Raw genomic sequence first — 14,870 nt, forward strand, 5'->3', positions numbered from 1 at the left:
CGGGAAGCCTATGACCGTAAAATTACAGTCCCCTTTGCCTATGAGACAAAGCTATCAGGAATTAATGAAACAGAAATGCACAAGGAAGTCTGGTACCGGCGAAGCTTTACGTTACCGGAAGCAATGCTCAATAAACAGATAGTACTTCATTTTGGTGCGGTGGATTATTTCTGCAGGATATGGGTCAATGACATTCCGGTTACAGAGCATACCGGCGGACAGACCGGCTTTTTTACAGATATTACAGCCTGTGTCCGGTATCAGGAGGAAAATGTGATACGGGTGCAGGTATGGGACGATTATACTGATTTGGAGATACCAAGAGGGAAGCAATACTGGGAGGAAGAGCCCAAAAGTATTTTTTATACCAGGACAACAGGTATATGGCAAAGCGTCTGGATTGAGGCAGTATCCCAAAATCATTTGAAAAAAGTCTTTATTACTCCGCTTTTGGATGAACAGGCAGTTCGATTTGAATATTATCTTGCCGGAAGTACGGAATTATCCTTAGATACCAGAATAAGCTTTAACGGAACCTATGTTACGGGCTGCAGGATAGAGCCCAGGGCTATGAACGGCAGTTTTACTTTAGAACTTAATCAGCCGGCCTTAAAATCCTGGAATTTCGTAGAAAATCTGACATGGTCGCCGGAGAGTCCAAGGCTTTTTGATGTGATATTTACGCTTTCTAAGGATGAGGTCATGGAAGATACGGTCCGCTCTTATTTTGGCATGAGAAAAATATCAATTGACAATGGCACCATCCTGCTGAATAACCGGCCTTATTATCAAAAGCTATTACTGGACCAGGGATACTGGCCGGATTCATTATTAACGGCTCCGGAGGATGAAGCCTTCGTCAGGGATATTAAGCTTATCAAGGAAATGGGCTTTAATGGAGTCAGAAAACATCAAAAGGTAGAAGATCCCAGGTTCTTATATCATGCGGATGTGATGGGACTGCTGGTATGGGGAGAGATTGGCAGCGCCTATCTGTATTCAAGAGATTATGCCGCAGGAATGTATACGGAATGGAGTGAGGCTGTACTTCGGGATTATAACCACCCTTCCATCGTGGCATGGACTCCGCTGAATGAATCCTGGGGCATTCATGATATAAAAACCAATAAACTGCAGCAGGGCCATAGCAATGCAATGCTGCATATTACAAAATCACTGGATGAAACCCGCATTGTTATAGATGATGACGGATGGGAGCATACGGAAGGAGACCTTCTGACCATTCACGATTATGAAGCCTCAAAAGAGGTTCTGAAGAAGCGCTACAGCTGTATTGATACTATCCTGGAATTTACCCCAAGCGGCAGAGCCTTGTATGTATCTGGCTGGAGCTATCGGAATCAGCCAATCATAGTCAGTGAGTGCGGCGGTATTGATTTCCGCCAGGATGAGGTCAAGGGATGGGGCTATTCAAGTGCGGTCACTGGGGAAGAATTTTTGAAGCGCTATGAGGATATTGTTGCTGCGTTAATGAGTTCTGAGCTGGTACAGGGCTTTTGCTACACCCAGCTTACCGATGTGGAACAGGAGACCAATGGACTGCTGAACTATGACAGAAGTCCTAAAGTACCTTTGGAAGAAATCAGGAAAATTAATAAGGGTAATTATCGGAGTTAATACTATACACTTGTTTTTCAAATTATGATTTCACTATTTCAGGGCTGATTTTCTGGCACTGTTACAAAAGCAGGAATGGAGATCATCTATCCATTCCTGCTTTTGTGATTTAAAAGGCTGTTTCTTCTTTGGGTTTAAAGGATTCACAATCCGTATCTTCAGACTTGGAAGAGTAGGATTCAATTTTGCCAACCATAATTTTATCCAGTGTACAATGCTGTGAATCACCTGCATGATATTGACATTCCGTTACTCTGCAACCGATGCTTGAATTAACATCCATTTTTAAATCTCCTTTCTAATGGGTACGATGACTTTTTAGCGAAAGATTTGAAAAGTTCTTTGCAGTAGTTAGAATGTACTTTTTACCTTTTTTTATTCAGTTATATATTGTCAGTGGGAAACGAGTAATTTTCCGCCGGAATATACTTTTTCAATGTTATAAGCCTTATCCATAATAATAAAATCAGCACGCTTGCCGGCAGCGATGGAGCCGATTTCCTCCTCTGCGTGAATTGCCTTTGCAGGGTAAAGGGTCGCACTAAGCACGGCCTGTTCCACAGGAATACCGATTTCAATACATTTTTTGAAGGCTTTATAAATCGTTGTGGTGGAACCGGCAATGGTGCCATCCTTTAAGGTCGCTTTTCCGTCCTTTACGAATACCTTTTGGCCGCCTAATTCGTAAGAGCCGTCTTCCAGACCGGCAGCACTCATGGAATCGGAGATAAGGATCAATTTTTCCGGAAAGGCTTTAAATACCAGGCGCATTACGGAAGGATGGATATGGATACCGTCACATATGATTTCGGCATTGACAGGGTAATCGGATACGGCACCAATGATGCCGGGAGCTCTGTGATGAAGTCCGTTCATGGCATTAAAGAGGTGGGTAACATGGCTGGCGCCAGCCTTGATTGCTGTGACAGCGGTTTCATAATCGCAGGCTGTATGTGCCAGTGAGATTACTTTCTTTTTGCTGTATTTTTCTATAAAGGGAATAGCACCCGGCAAGTCGGGGTCAAGATCAATTAAACGTACCCTGTCTCCGGAGAGATCGTTGAGCTCTTCATATTTCTGCTCGTTTATGGAGAGAAGATATCTGGTGTCGTGAGCTCCTTTTTTAGCAGCGCCAAGGAAAGGACCTTCCATATTGATACCGATAATACGGCTGCCTTTGGTATTGTTTTCGCAGGCTTCCTTGATGTTTAGCATCGCTCTTTTGTATGTATCATAGCCAATGGTCATGGTAGTGGCAAGAATGGAAGTAATTCCGTTCTCACTGTAAAATTCACACATCTTTTCAAGCTCTTCAGGAGCAGAAGTGGTGAAGTCGTAACCGATACAGCCGTGGGAATGGAGCTCAATAAACCCAGGGATGACCAGCTTGTCACTTAAATCAATAATTTCATCGTCAGTTTGTTTCCCGGAAGCTGCTTTCCCTGCAGCTTTGCTGTCAATGGTTTCAAAGCGGCCGTCGGAAACTGTGATGTCTGCGGGTAGGAATTTACCGTCTACAAATACGGATGCATTTTTTAATATCATAATAAAACCTCCTATTCAAATGAATAGACCACTGTCAAATCAGGATGGAACTGGAGGATAGAAGCAGGAATCTCCGGAGTTACCGGTCCAAATATTGCTTTCTGGATAATATCCTGTTTGTCAGGGCCGTTAGCAACTAATAGTATTTTTTTTGACTGCATGATGGATTTAATCCCCATGGTTATAGCTTTTTTCGGAACCTCATCGAGAGATTCAAAGAAGCGGGCATTTGCTTTTCTTGTAGTATCATCCAATTCAACCACATGAGTAGTTTTCTCGAATGAAATATTCGGTTCATTAAAGCCGATATGTCCATTGTGTCCGATACCCAGCAATTGAAGGTCAATACCGCCAAGGTCAGCAATTACCTTCTCGTAACGCTCACATTCTTCCTCCGGGTTACCAGCCAGTCCGTTAGGAACATTTGTATTTTCCGGCTTGATATTAATATGCTCAAAAAAATGCTGGTTCATAAAGAAACGGTAGCTCTGGGAATTTTCAGGAGACAGGCCGTAGTATTCATCCAGATTAACGGATGTCACTCTGGAAAAATCAATGTCACCCTTCTGATACCATTCAATGAGCTGCTCATAGGTTCCTACCGGAGTGGAGCCTGTAGCAAGACCGAGAATACTGTTTGGCTTTAAGATAACCTGGGCGGAGATTACATTTGCCGCTTTTCTGCTTAAATCCTTATAACCGTTGGCTTTTATTAAGTTCATTTTTATACCCGTTACGCCACAAATAAAAGAGGTTGAAGGAATTTGTATTGTGGCATCCTTTCAGTGTTAGTATTTCCATTCAACCGAATTCCCATGTAGTATCGTAAGCTTACCTGCAACACTGTTTAATAATAAGTTTAAAAATGCAAAGCATTTTTTGATTTACTTATTTGGAAAATTCATGTAATGTTAAGAGATAATTATTTAGGTTCTTATATAAATCATAGTAGCTTACGTAATGAAAAAAATCAAGGAAAATAAAAAATATTTTCAATAAAAAACAGAAATTATTTTCATAAAAATCTGTTTATGAATAGAAATTCTGTTATTTATAGCTCCGATTCTGATTATTATAGCTCCTTATTGACAGGATGATACAGGAAAGATAAAATTAATATGAAAATTATTTTCACAAGAGCCGTTGCAGCTTTAGGGAGGAATGCCATGGGTGGAATATTAGAAAGTATAGAAAAGAATTATTCGAAATTTACAAAATCGGAAAAGAAGGTAGCGGATTATATTTTTGAAAATCCCAGAAAGGTATTGTATACCTCCATAACGGACCTGGCTGTTAACTGTAAAGTCGGAGATACGACGGTTTTTCGTTTCTGCAAAGAATTAAATCTCAACGGTTATCAGGAATTTAAAATGCTTCTTGCCCAGGACATCACAAAAAACGGGGGAGAGAAGGAGACAGTGGCTGGGATTATTGAAGGCGGTGATGATACAAGGACCATTTGCGAAAAAACACTCTCTGCCCATATGGATGGCTTAAAGGAGACCTTTCAGCTGCTGGATTTTAACCAGCTGGAAAGGGCAGTGGATTTTATGTCTGCCGCCAGACGGATTCATTTCTTTGGGGTGGGTTCCTCCGGTGCCATTGCTCTGGAAGCGAAACAAAAGTTTATGAGAATTATTCCAAATGTAGAGTTTGTTTCAGATTCCCATATGCAGCATATTGCTGCTTCCCTTTTGGATTCCAGGGATTTGGCCATTATATTTTCCTACTCCGGCTCTACCAAGGATATGATAGAAGTCCATAAGCTGGTAAAGCAAAATGGCTGTCCCTCTGTTATTATAACCCATTTTACAAAAACAGCCCTGACAGCCGGAGCAGATGCAGTTCTTTTATGCGGCTCCAATGAAGGCCCTTTGGATGGGGGAGCCTCCACCACTTCTATTGTTCAGCTATATATACTGGAAGTGCTGTATCTGCAATATTTTGTGAAGCATTATAACCAATGTGCGGAGAGTAAGGCAATAACCACAGAAGCAATAACCATGAAACTGTTATAAAGAACTGCTATAGAAAAAAAGGCTGCAGCCCCTTTTACAACAGGGAGTCACAGCCTTTCTTTTTTTATCTGCTGCCCTTATCAGGCAGAAGTACCTATATATAATTTAATCTTATCAATTCTCTTTTGTTTAACGGAGAGGATTTTAAATACCAAATTATCAATCTCTATTGTGCGGTCTTCATCATCACTGGGAATTGCACCCATGGTATCAATAAGAAAACCGGAAATGGTATCATAATTTTCAGAAGATATGTCTAAATCCAATTCATCATTCAACTCATCGATAGTAAGGAGTCCGTCCAATAAGTAAGTGGAATTGTCCAGCTTTTTGATCTTGGGAACATAAATATCATATTCATCCTCGATATCACCCATAACTTCTTCAACCAGGTCTTCCATAGTAACAATACCGGAGAAGCCGCCGTATTCATCTATAAGAACGGCAATATGGTTTTTAGAGACTTGAAGCTCTTTAAACAGCTCATATATATTCTTGCTGTCGGGAACCAGATATGGCTTTGTTAAAATAGTATGGATGTCAACATTATTGCAGCCCACCTTAATGGCTTCCTTCATAAAATCCTTGAAATACAGGATACCGATTACATTGTCTATATCATCCTCATACACCGGAATACGGGAATACTTGGTATCAAGCAATTTATCAATATAATTTTCAGTGGGTTCCAGGATATTAATTGCAAAGACATTAACCTTTGGAGTCATGATTTCTTTTGCCAGCTTATCATCGAATTCGATAATGGAATTAATCATTTCCCTTTCGTTTTCATTAAGAACACCATGAACTTGTCCTTCATCAATCATTGACTTGATTTCTTCTCTGGATAATATATCTTCCTGTACAGCAGCCTTTGAACCAAATATTCTCATTACCAGGTTCGTGGAAAAGGTAAGAAAACGAATAAAAGGAGAGGTGATTTTGGAAATCGTATTAATCGGCTTAACGACAAACATACTGATTTCTTCTGTCTTTGTCAAAGCAATCCTTTTCGGCACCAATTCACCGAAAACCAGGTTAAAATAAGATAAAATCAAGGTTACTGCAAAAAAGGAAATTTCATCTCCGTGGGGTATATGAAGTTTTAAAAACCAATTCCCCAAAGGGCCGGATAATCCGGTAGCGGCAGATGCACTGGAGAAGAAACCGGCTAAGGTAATTGCAATCTGTATGGTTGAGAGGAACTTGGTAGGCTCCTCCATAATTTTCTGAACCAGACCGGCTCTTTTATTACCGTTTTCAGCCAGCCGCCTAATTTTGTTCTTGTTTGATGATACCATAGCCATTTCGGCACAGGAAAAAAATGCATTGATAATTGTAATAATGACTAGTATTACTATCTGTACTAAAATATTATCCCCGTCAGGGTCAGGATCCATTGTAAATATTCCTCCTAAAAAAATTTTGTATCCAGTATAGCATAAAAAGGGAAAAATAGCAAGGTCAATGTATAGCTTTCAGAAACAAACTGTCTAAATTTAATTTTTATTCGGAAATAAAAATTGGATAAATTTACTTGTAAAGCTCGCATTTTTGTATTATAATGTATAATACAAAAATACAAAATGCCGCTGAATAAGCTTATTTATAATGAAGAATCGGCATGGAAAGAGGTTGAATTGATGGAAAGGTTAACATTAAACGGAATATTGCTGTTTCTATATTACTTAACTCTTTTTTCTGTTTCATTTACCTATTATCAGGAAAGAAGGACAGCAGGGGGAAAGCCGCTATATGTCTCCATACCTGAGTGGGCTCTGGAGGAAGGGAAAGTGAAAGAGCTGCTGGCTGGGTTAACCCGTAGAAGCCGAATTTTGACCTGTATGTTTGCAGCCTTTTCTCTTTATTTTTATCTGCCCCTCCCTTATAAAGGAGTAATCTGCGCAATTTCCGTTTTTTTGATGTTTTTCATTTATTCCAGAATAAACAAAAAGAGCAGGAACTCCCTCCTTGCGATAAAAAAAGAAGAGCAGTGGACTATTGAAGCGGAGGAAAAAGGTTATCAGTTTGACTTAAGCCTTAGTTCCGGCTCCAGGAAAAAGCTCCCTGCCCTTTTGCTGCTGATTCCTGCAGCAGTACAGGCTGGCTGTATAATTGCAAGCTTTCGGAGTAATAATTCGGCCTCCATAGCTTCCAATGGTTTCTTTATGATCCTGCTGATTATATTATATATTTTTTGGACAAAAAGCCCTGCCGCAACTTATTGTGAGGATACGAAAATTAATCAGCTTTTAAATGAGAGCAGACTCTATTATATCGGTAAATTTATTTTCCTGCTGGCATTAAATGATGCCCTTGTAGGAGTGTTTCTGCTGTTTGCGGGAAATCTGAAAGGCAAAAGCGTATATTTCACAACTGCCGTCTTTGCTTTCATTGCTGTAATAATCCTTACCCTGGCCATACAGAGCCTGGTGGGGTTAAAGGAAATGAAGGAGCACGTATTAAAAGGGAAGAAGAAATACAGCTACAACGAGGATGAATTCTGGAAAATCGGTCTGCTGGGAGCCTCCTACAATAATCCCTATGACCCGGCAATATTTAAGGCAAATAACAGTAAAGGAACCTCCTGCGGCATTAACATGGGAAATCCCAAAGCCAGGCTGATGGTTGTCGTCTTCTTTAGTGCCCTTTTCCTGCTATTGTCTTATTTCTTTCTGTATCCCTGGGTGCTTGACGTGCGCCATGAACTGACGGAGCTTACCATAGATAAGCAGAGAATCACCATTACAAGCCCTTTTTATAAAGAAGAGGTAGAAATTGATCATATTCAAAAGGTGGAGCTGCTGGAGAAAATACCCGATGGAATCAGAACCTTTGGCACTGCTAATGGAATCTATGCCACCGGAAACTACCGCCTTGACGGTATAGGGAATTGCAGGATGTATATTGCAGCCAGGCATAAGCCCTTTATCGTATGCTATACGGAGAATGGTGTTATTATCATCAATGATGATGAAACAGAAAAAACGGAAAAAATCTATAAAGAACTAAACAGCTTGCTGGGGGAGGAGATAGGTTATGATAGTCAGCCTTGATTTTAAAAGTGAAGTGCCAATTTATCTGCAGCTTCGCAATGAGATTATAAGAGGAATAGGAAGCGGCATGCTGTCCATGGGGGAGAAACTTCCCACAGTACGAAATCTGGCTCAGGACATCGGAGTCAATCCAATGACGGTGAATAAAACCTATGCCTTATTGAGAGACGAGGGCTTTATCCTGACGGATGGCCGGCGGGGAGCGGTTGTTATAAGCGGAACAAATACCGATGCGGCTTATAAGGAAAAACTGACAAAGCAGATGGAAATCCTGGCTTCAGAAGCAGCCATTAAGGGAATGGGAGAAAAGGAGTTCTTAACTCTGTGCGAAAATCTGTACCAAAAACTGAAGATAAAAAAACTTGTACCGGAAGCGGGGATATCGTAAATGGAAAGTCAGGTATATATTGCAATTTGTGAGGATGCGGAGGCAGAATTGAAACTGCTGGCGGAATATGTTGCCTCCTGGGGGAAGAGTAAAAGGGTTGCCGTCAATATTAAAGAGTATGAAAGTGCAGAAGCATTTCTGTTTGATTATGAAGTGAATCAGAGGTTAGATATTTTGATACTTGATATACAGATGAAAGAGATGAGCGGGATGGAACTGGCGAAAAAACTGTACAGTGAAGGCAGGAAGATTCAGTATATCTTTGTAACAGGAATGAAACAGTACGTATTCGAAGGGTATTCGGTGGAAGCGGTGTCTTATCTGATGAAGCCGGTCAGGCAGGAGGAACTCCTTCGATGTCTTTTGCTTGGCTATACAAGGCTTTGTAAAAATCCCTGTATCATTTTGGAGGATGGTGCTACCCTTCAAAGAATTTCCCTGTATGACATATCCTATCTGGAAAGTGCAGGACATAATACCTACTTCTATGGAGCAGGCAAAGAATACCGGAGCAGTAAAGGTATAAGCAGCTTTGAAGAAGAGTTAAAAGAGGAGGGCTTTTACAGGCTTCACAGGTCTTATATCATTAATCTGGCAAAAGTGGAATGCATAACAAAAAAAGAAGTTTCAGTGGAAGGCAAACAGATTCCCATCGCCAGGGGGCAGTGGGAAAATCTCAATAAAGCATATCTGGCTTATCACAGAATCAAAAGATTGGAAGGGGACAGCCAATGAATTTAATACTTGAAAGTTTCTGGCTGGTTCTCTATATCTATTACCTCTACCAGTGCGGCAATCTTAAAAAAGGCAGAATGAGGGCAGCGGTGCTGTTTCTGACCGGCTGCTCATTTTTAATACTGTTTTCCTTTACAGGCCTTATAGGGGTATGGGCGGCAATAACACTGCTTTTAATTATATATGACTATCTTTATGATGAGGAACCCTTGGTTATCCACTGGTATTATCTTCTGGCTCCAGGCGTTTTTATGACCACAGCAAATCTGCTTACAGGCAGAGCAGTTTTTTTATCAAAGGAGATGATGACAGCTATTCTTCTTGGGCTTTGCCTTTTTCTTTTAACGGTTAAACGAAGTATAAGGGCAATGGAATATCTTATTCTGACATTTTTAGTATTTGGTGGGATAGCAGCTGTTCTTGGCAATATGAGTATTATTCTGGAGAAAGAAAATTCAGAGCTGACACAGGTCAGCCGCCTGCATTTACTGTATATAGCAGTCACTGCTCTCGCTTTTTTAATTTTTATTGTGTTAGAGAGGACTTTTACAGAATTTCAGAAAGGCTTTGAAAAAGATAGTACAAGCTTTCGGGAAGAAGTGTTAAAGCACCAGTATGAAGAAATCAAAAATATATATTTGAATATGAGGGGATGGCGCCACGATTATCATAATCATTTACAGGTAATGAAAGCTCATCTTGCTTTTAACCAGAAGGAGAAGCTGGAGCAATATCTCAATGAATTGGAGCAGGAACTTGACAGAGTGGATGCCTATGTAAAATCCGGAAACCTGATGCTGGATGCCATTCTTAACAGTAAACTTTCCCTCATGGAAAAGTGCGGAATTGCAATAACCTGTAAGGCAGAATTAGCCGCTGATATACCCTTGCTGGAGGTGGATTTATGCGTAATCCTTGGAAACCTGCTAGATAATGCCATGGAAGCATGTGAACAGCTACCGCAAAAGGAACGCTTTGTCAGAGTCTATATTGCTGTTATTAAGAAGCAATTCTACATATCTGTACAGAATTCCGCAAAAGAGGAACCTAATTTTAACGAAAAGAATTACATAACAAATAAAAGAGGTAACCATGGGCTTGGTGTCAGGCGTGTGAAAGCATTAGTAGATAAATACGAGGGTTTCTTAAATCTCCAGAATGAGCCGGGTATATTTGCGGCAGAGGTAACGCTCCCTATAAAAGTAATGGGAAGTACGAAAGAAGCAAATATTCAAATTGGCGGACCTGAGTCATAAGGGCTGTCATTTCCGCAAGTATGCGTTTCGTGCAAAAGGTTCGCAAGTCTTGAGGCATATATGTTGTCATACGGGATATGTGCATCTCGTGCATCACATATGCATTTCGTGCAGATTGAACCACGGCATAATCTGATTGTGCTAAAGTTGTCATAAAAAGCAGCCGGTTGTGAAATCAGATGAGAAAGGGTACCCAATGAAAAGGGTTTTTAGGACATGATATGAGGAAGTACAGTATATCTCAAAATATTTTGTATTTACTTCGAAAGCTTCAATTTTATGAAGGAAAAATATATTATTTGTTAGTGTTTTTGCGAATTGTGGTGTCGGTCTGCCTGCCCTTGTTAACGGTTGCCCTTCCAGGGGTGGTGGCAAGGCTTTACTTATCAGGGCGAAAGCTCTGGCAGTCCATATTCATTATGGCATGTTATATTTTGGCCGTTCTTCTGCTTAGGGTACTGTTAACCTTCTTAAATCAGAAGATAAAGGGAATACTCTTTCTTTTCCGCATAGATATGGGTGATGAACTATTGGAAGATATATTGGATATGGAATATACCGAATTTGAAAGCTCCAAAGGGAGGGACAGGCTGGGAAGAGCAGAAAGAGCCTTTTATGAAGGAAACGATGTTGGCGTGGAAGCGATGCTTGATCAGAATATGATTCTTCTCACCAATCTATTTGGAATTGCAGTATATTCCATTATTTCCGCCAATTTAAATCCATGGATTCTGGCACTGCTTATCCTGGCAGCAGTATTAAATGGTATCATGAACCGGTATAACCGTAAATGGCTTGACAGTCATAAAGATGAATGGGTGCCTGTTGATAAAAAAATAAATTATTTAAATGGACAGATTATTAATGCCGAAAACGGCAAAGACATGCGGATTTATGGTATGGAAGAGTGGTTTCGGGAGGCTTACAGGGAATTAAAGGAAGAGCGGCTTGGATGGTTTAAGAAGGAGTACATAAGGTATTATCTGCAGAATATACTGGAGCGGCTTACTTATTTTGTAAGAGAAGGAGTTTTATATCTGTATTTAATTTATCGGATGACAAAGGGGATGCCTCTGGATTCTTTTCTTGTGTATCTGGGAGTAGCGGCAGGCTTTAGTACCTGGATGAAGGATATATTTGGCAGTCTTCATGAATTGGGTGTTAACAGCGATGTGGTAAATGATTTCCGTGCTTTCCATGAGGAGATTCCAAAAGAGGAAGACAGCTTGGATACACCTCTCTTACAGAGCCATACCATCGAATTCAGGGATGTAAGCTTTTATTATCCGGAAAGAGATACCCCAGCTCTAAAGAACATTAATCTGATATTGAAGCCGGATGAGAAAAGTGCACTGGTAGGGATGAACGGAGCGGGCAAATCCACACTGGTAAAGCTTCTTTGCGGACTTTATACTCCCACAGAGGGAGCTGTTTTTATGGATGGAGTGGATATAAGAACAATACCAAAAAAAATTTATTTCAAGGAATTTGCAGTTATTTTTCAGGAGGTCTTCAGTTTTGCCTTTTCCATTCAGGATAATGTAACCTGTGAGCCGAATGAGAAAGTTAATAGGGAGCAGTTTATTGACAGTTTGAAAAGGGCTGATATTTTAGAACGTATTGAACGGCTGCCCAGGAAGCTTGAAACTTCCATGGGAAAGGAATTGGACAGGGAGGGAATCCTGTTTTCAGGAGGAGAAATGCAAAAGCTTATGTTAGCAAGAGCATTATATAAGAATGCACCGGTAGTCATACTGGATGAGCCGACGGCAGCTCTTGACCCGCTTGCAGAAAGCAGAATGTATGAAAGATACAACAGCTATGTGAAGGGAAAGACCAGTGTGTTTATATCCCACCGGCTGAGTTCTACCAGGTTCTGCGACCGGATACTTCTAATGAAAAATGGTGAAATCATAGAAGAAGGAAGCCATGAGGAATTGATGGAAAAGCAGGGGGAATACAGCAGTATGTTTCAGGTTCAGGCCCATTATTACAGGGAACAGGATAACTTACGGAAGGAGGAACGGTTATGATTGGTGGAATAGGGAAAAAATTCAGTTATCACAAAACAGGTTTCATGCTAATGAAGCTGCTGCATAAAACCGATCCGGATATTATACCTCTTTCCATGCTGCTTTCTCTTCTTCAGACTGCGATTCCCTATTCGGGATTTTTCCTCTTTGCCAGGCTCATTGATTATCTGACAGCCGGAAACTATGATGAAGCTCTTCAGACAGCCATTCTGCTGACAGGAATAAACCTGGTGCTTGGGCTGTTGGTAGATTTACTTAATCAGGCAGTTGAATATAAAGGAAAGGCTTCTGCTCTTGGCATAAAGTATCTGATTAGAGAAAAGGCCCTGGCTCTTGATCTTGAAACTATGGAAAATGCAGGCGTTCAGGAAAAAATCAATACAACGGAATTTACTATGAGGATGTACGGCGGGATAGATTATATCGCAAAATGTTACCAAAAAATATTTACGGCGGTTCTGTCGATTGCCTTATCCATTATTATGATACTAACGCTCTGTTTTATAAAGCCGGTAAGCAGCGGGGTACTGAACTGGACAGCTTCACCTGCTGTGTCATTGGCTGCTTTTACTCTGGTGCTTAGTATCGTTATGTTCTGGCAAAGAGGAATCAGAAAGGAACTTACCCAGAAACAGGATGCCAACAGAAAAAGCCATGTAGAAGCTGAACATCAGCTTGGATACATGCTGAATCAGGTGTTTTTGGACTATACGAAGGGTAAGGTTATCCGTATCTTTGATATGAAGGGAATGATTATGAAAAGGTATGGTATTTGGAGAAAAATTACCCGCAGAGTCTACGAAGAAATGACTGCGATGTATAAAAAGTCCATTACCTTAAACAGCTGCGCCAATGGTATATTTATTACCTTTTCTTATCTTATGGTATTTTTTAAGATTCTGGCAGGCGCAGTAAGTATTGGCTCCTTTACCAAATATGCAGGTGCAATGGCACAGTTCAGTACGGCTCTTACTGAGATTAGTGAAAATAACTCTTATATTGAGAGAATGTGTGGATATATGTCCTGTTTCCTTGAATTTCTGGAACTGGAGAATAAAAGGGAAACGGGCAGTATACCAATTGAGAAGCGTCTGGATAATATATATGAAATTGAATTTCATGAAGTAAGCTTTTCGTATCCGGGCAGCAGTGAACAGATCCTTAGTAAGGTTTCCTGCAAAATACGGTTAAAAGATAAAATGGCGCTGGTGGGAGAAAACGGTGCAGGGAAGAGTACCTTTATAAAGCTTTTATGCCGCCTTTATGATCCTACGGAAGGATACATTACATTAAACGGAGTAGATATCCGGAAATATAATCACCGGGAATATTTAAGCCTTTTTAGTGTGGTTTTTCAGGATTTTAAGCTATTTGCGTTTCCAATAAGTGACAATATAGCGGCAGGAAAAAAGTGGGAGGAGGAGAAGCTTTTAAAGTGCCTTAAGCAGGCAGGGATAGAGAACTGGGTGCAAAAGAAAAAAGAAGGTTTACATACCAGCCTTTATACCGTAAACAGCGGGGGAGAGGATATAAGCGGCGGAGAAGCACAGAAGCTTGCACTAGCCAGAGCTCTTTATAAGGATGCCCCCTTTGTAATACTGGATGAGCCGACAGCAGCATTGGACCCTTTCAGTGAGTATGAAATTTATACCCGTTTTGATGAACTTGTCCGGAATAAGACAAGTATTTATATATCACATCGTATGAGCAGCTGCCGTTTTTGTGATGACATTATGGTATTAAGAAATGGGAAGATAGCTGAAAGAGGAAGTCATGAGAAACTGCTGGAGAAAGCAGGAATTTATGCAAATCTTTGGAATGCACAGGCAAAGTACTATATATAAGGATAAACGGATTGAATTATATTCCTTCTGGACCGATGAAAATCCTATAAATTGATTACGATTAAAACAATGTGTTAATATACAATTTCTATTATAAAAATACATGCATTTATCAAAGCTGAGTTAATAAATTTATCCGTTTGTTCTAATTCAATAGTACTAGAAAAGCCTAAACTGATTAAAATTGTTTTATTGTATACAATTACACCAAAAGCTTAAAGCCCTGAATTTTCTGGTGTTTAAACCATTAAGCCTGATTTTTGTCCGAAAAAGTCAGGTTGACAGTAGTAGGAAAATGGGGTATAATCGGTGGAAAAGCAGCATTTTTAAGGTTATGTGTTTAAAATGAAAAAATGC

The 14,870-nt window shown here is 40.3% G+C and carries 12 protein-coding genes; 8 read left to right on the forward strand and 4 right to left on the reverse strand.

Annotated elements, in window-relative coordinates; translation table 11 throughout:
- A partial coding sequence (locus BUB77_RS18280; RefSeq protein WP_073278294.1) for a glycoside hydrolase family 2 protein occupies nt 1–1,638 on the forward strand: 1,638 nt, incomplete at its 5' end.
- A 109-nt stretch (nt 1,639–1,747) separates the two neighbouring features.
- Here BUB77_RS18280 and BUB77_RS18285 read toward each other — a convergent pair.
- From BUB77_RS18285 to nagB, 3 genes are all read right to left on the reverse strand, one after another.
- Nucleotides 1,748–1,921, reverse strand: coding sequence for a DUF1540 domain-containing protein (locus tag BUB77_RS18285; protein ID WP_073278295.1), 174 nt, complete (start codon nt 1,919–1,921; stop codon nt 1,748–1,750).
- Between the two features lie 110 nt (nt 1,922–2,031).
- Entirely contained in the window at nt 2,032–3,183 is a 1,152-nt protein-coding gene (gene nagA / locus BUB77_RS18290; RefSeq protein ID WP_073278296.1) for an N-acetylglucosamine-6-phosphate deacetylase, read from the reverse strand.
- A gap of 11 nt (nt 3,184–3,194) precedes the next feature.
- On the reverse strand, nt 3,195–3,905 hold the full coding sequence (nagB, locus tag BUB77_RS18295; RefSeq protein WP_073278297.1) for a glucosamine-6-phosphate deaminase: 711 nt from the start codon (nt 3,903–3,905) through the stop codon (nt 3,195–3,197).
- 444 nt (nt 3,906–4,349) lie between these two features.
- Here nagB and BUB77_RS18300 point away from each other — a divergent pair, with 444 nt between their 5' ends.
- Nucleotides 4,350–5,201: a MurR/RpiR family transcriptional regulator gene (locus tag BUB77_RS18300; RefSeq protein ID WP_073278298.1), complete on the forward strand. Its 852-nt coding sequence runs from the start codon at nt 4,350–4,352 to the stop codon at nt 5,199–5,201.
- 80 nt (nt 5,202–5,281) lie between these two features.
- Here the strand turns inward: BUB77_RS18300 and BUB77_RS18305 are convergent, their stop codons facing one another.
- Complete coding sequence (locus BUB77_RS18305) at nt 5,282–6,601, reverse strand: hemolysin family protein (RefSeq protein ID WP_073278299.1); 1,320 nt, start codon at nt 6,599–6,601, stop codon at nt 5,282–5,284.
- A gap of 243 nt (nt 6,602–6,844) precedes the next feature.
- On the opposite strand from BUB77_RS18305, the gene BUB77_RS18310 reads away from it, so the two are divergent.
- The 6 genes from BUB77_RS18310 (at nt 6,845) to BUB77_RS18335 (ending at nt 14,513) form a co-directional block, all read left to right on the forward strand.
- A complete protein-coding gene (locus BUB77_RS18310) occupies nt 6,845–8,257 on the forward strand; it encodes a PH domain-containing protein (protein ID WP_073278300.1) in 1,413 nt (470 codons plus the stop codon).
- Nucleotides 8,241–8,645 (forward strand): GntR family transcriptional regulator, encoded by a 405-nt coding sequence (locus tag BUB77_RS18315; protein WP_073278301.1) that lies wholly within the window; start codon nt 8,241–8,243, stop codon nt 8,643–8,645. Before BUB77_RS18310 ends, BUB77_RS18315 begins: the two co-directional genes overlap by 17 nt.
- A complete protein-coding gene (locus BUB77_RS18320; protein ID WP_073278302.1) occupies nt 8,646–9,380 on the forward strand; it encodes a LytR/AlgR family response regulator transcription factor in 735 nt (244 codons plus the stop codon).
- Nucleotides 9,377–10,636, forward strand: coding sequence for a sensor histidine kinase (locus tag BUB77_RS18325; protein ID WP_242962540.1), 1,260 nt, complete (start codon nt 9,377–9,379; stop codon nt 10,634–10,636). The genes BUB77_RS18320 and BUB77_RS18325 overlap by 4 nt, the downstream gene beginning before the upstream one ends.
- Nucleotides 10,637–10,941: 305 nt before the next feature.
- On the forward strand, nt 10,942–12,669 hold the full coding sequence (locus tag BUB77_RS18330; RefSeq protein ID WP_242962544.1) for an ABC transporter ATP-binding protein: 1,728 nt from the start codon (nt 10,942–10,944) through the stop codon (nt 12,667–12,669).
- Nucleotides 12,666–14,513, forward strand: a complete 1,848-nt coding sequence (locus BUB77_RS18335; protein ID WP_084124442.1) for an ABC transporter ATP-binding protein — start codon at nt 12,666–12,668, stop codon at nt 14,511–14,513. The genes BUB77_RS18330 and BUB77_RS18335 overlap by 4 nt, the downstream gene beginning before the upstream one ends.
- The last annotated feature ends 357 nt before the right edge of the window (nt 14,514–14,870 follow it).

The sequence above is a fragment of the Anaerocolumna jejuensis DSM 15929 genome, assembly GCF_900142215.1.
Taxonomy (GTDB): Bacteria; Bacillota; Clostridia; order Lachnospirales; family Lachnospiraceae; genus Anaerocolumna; species Anaerocolumna jejuensis.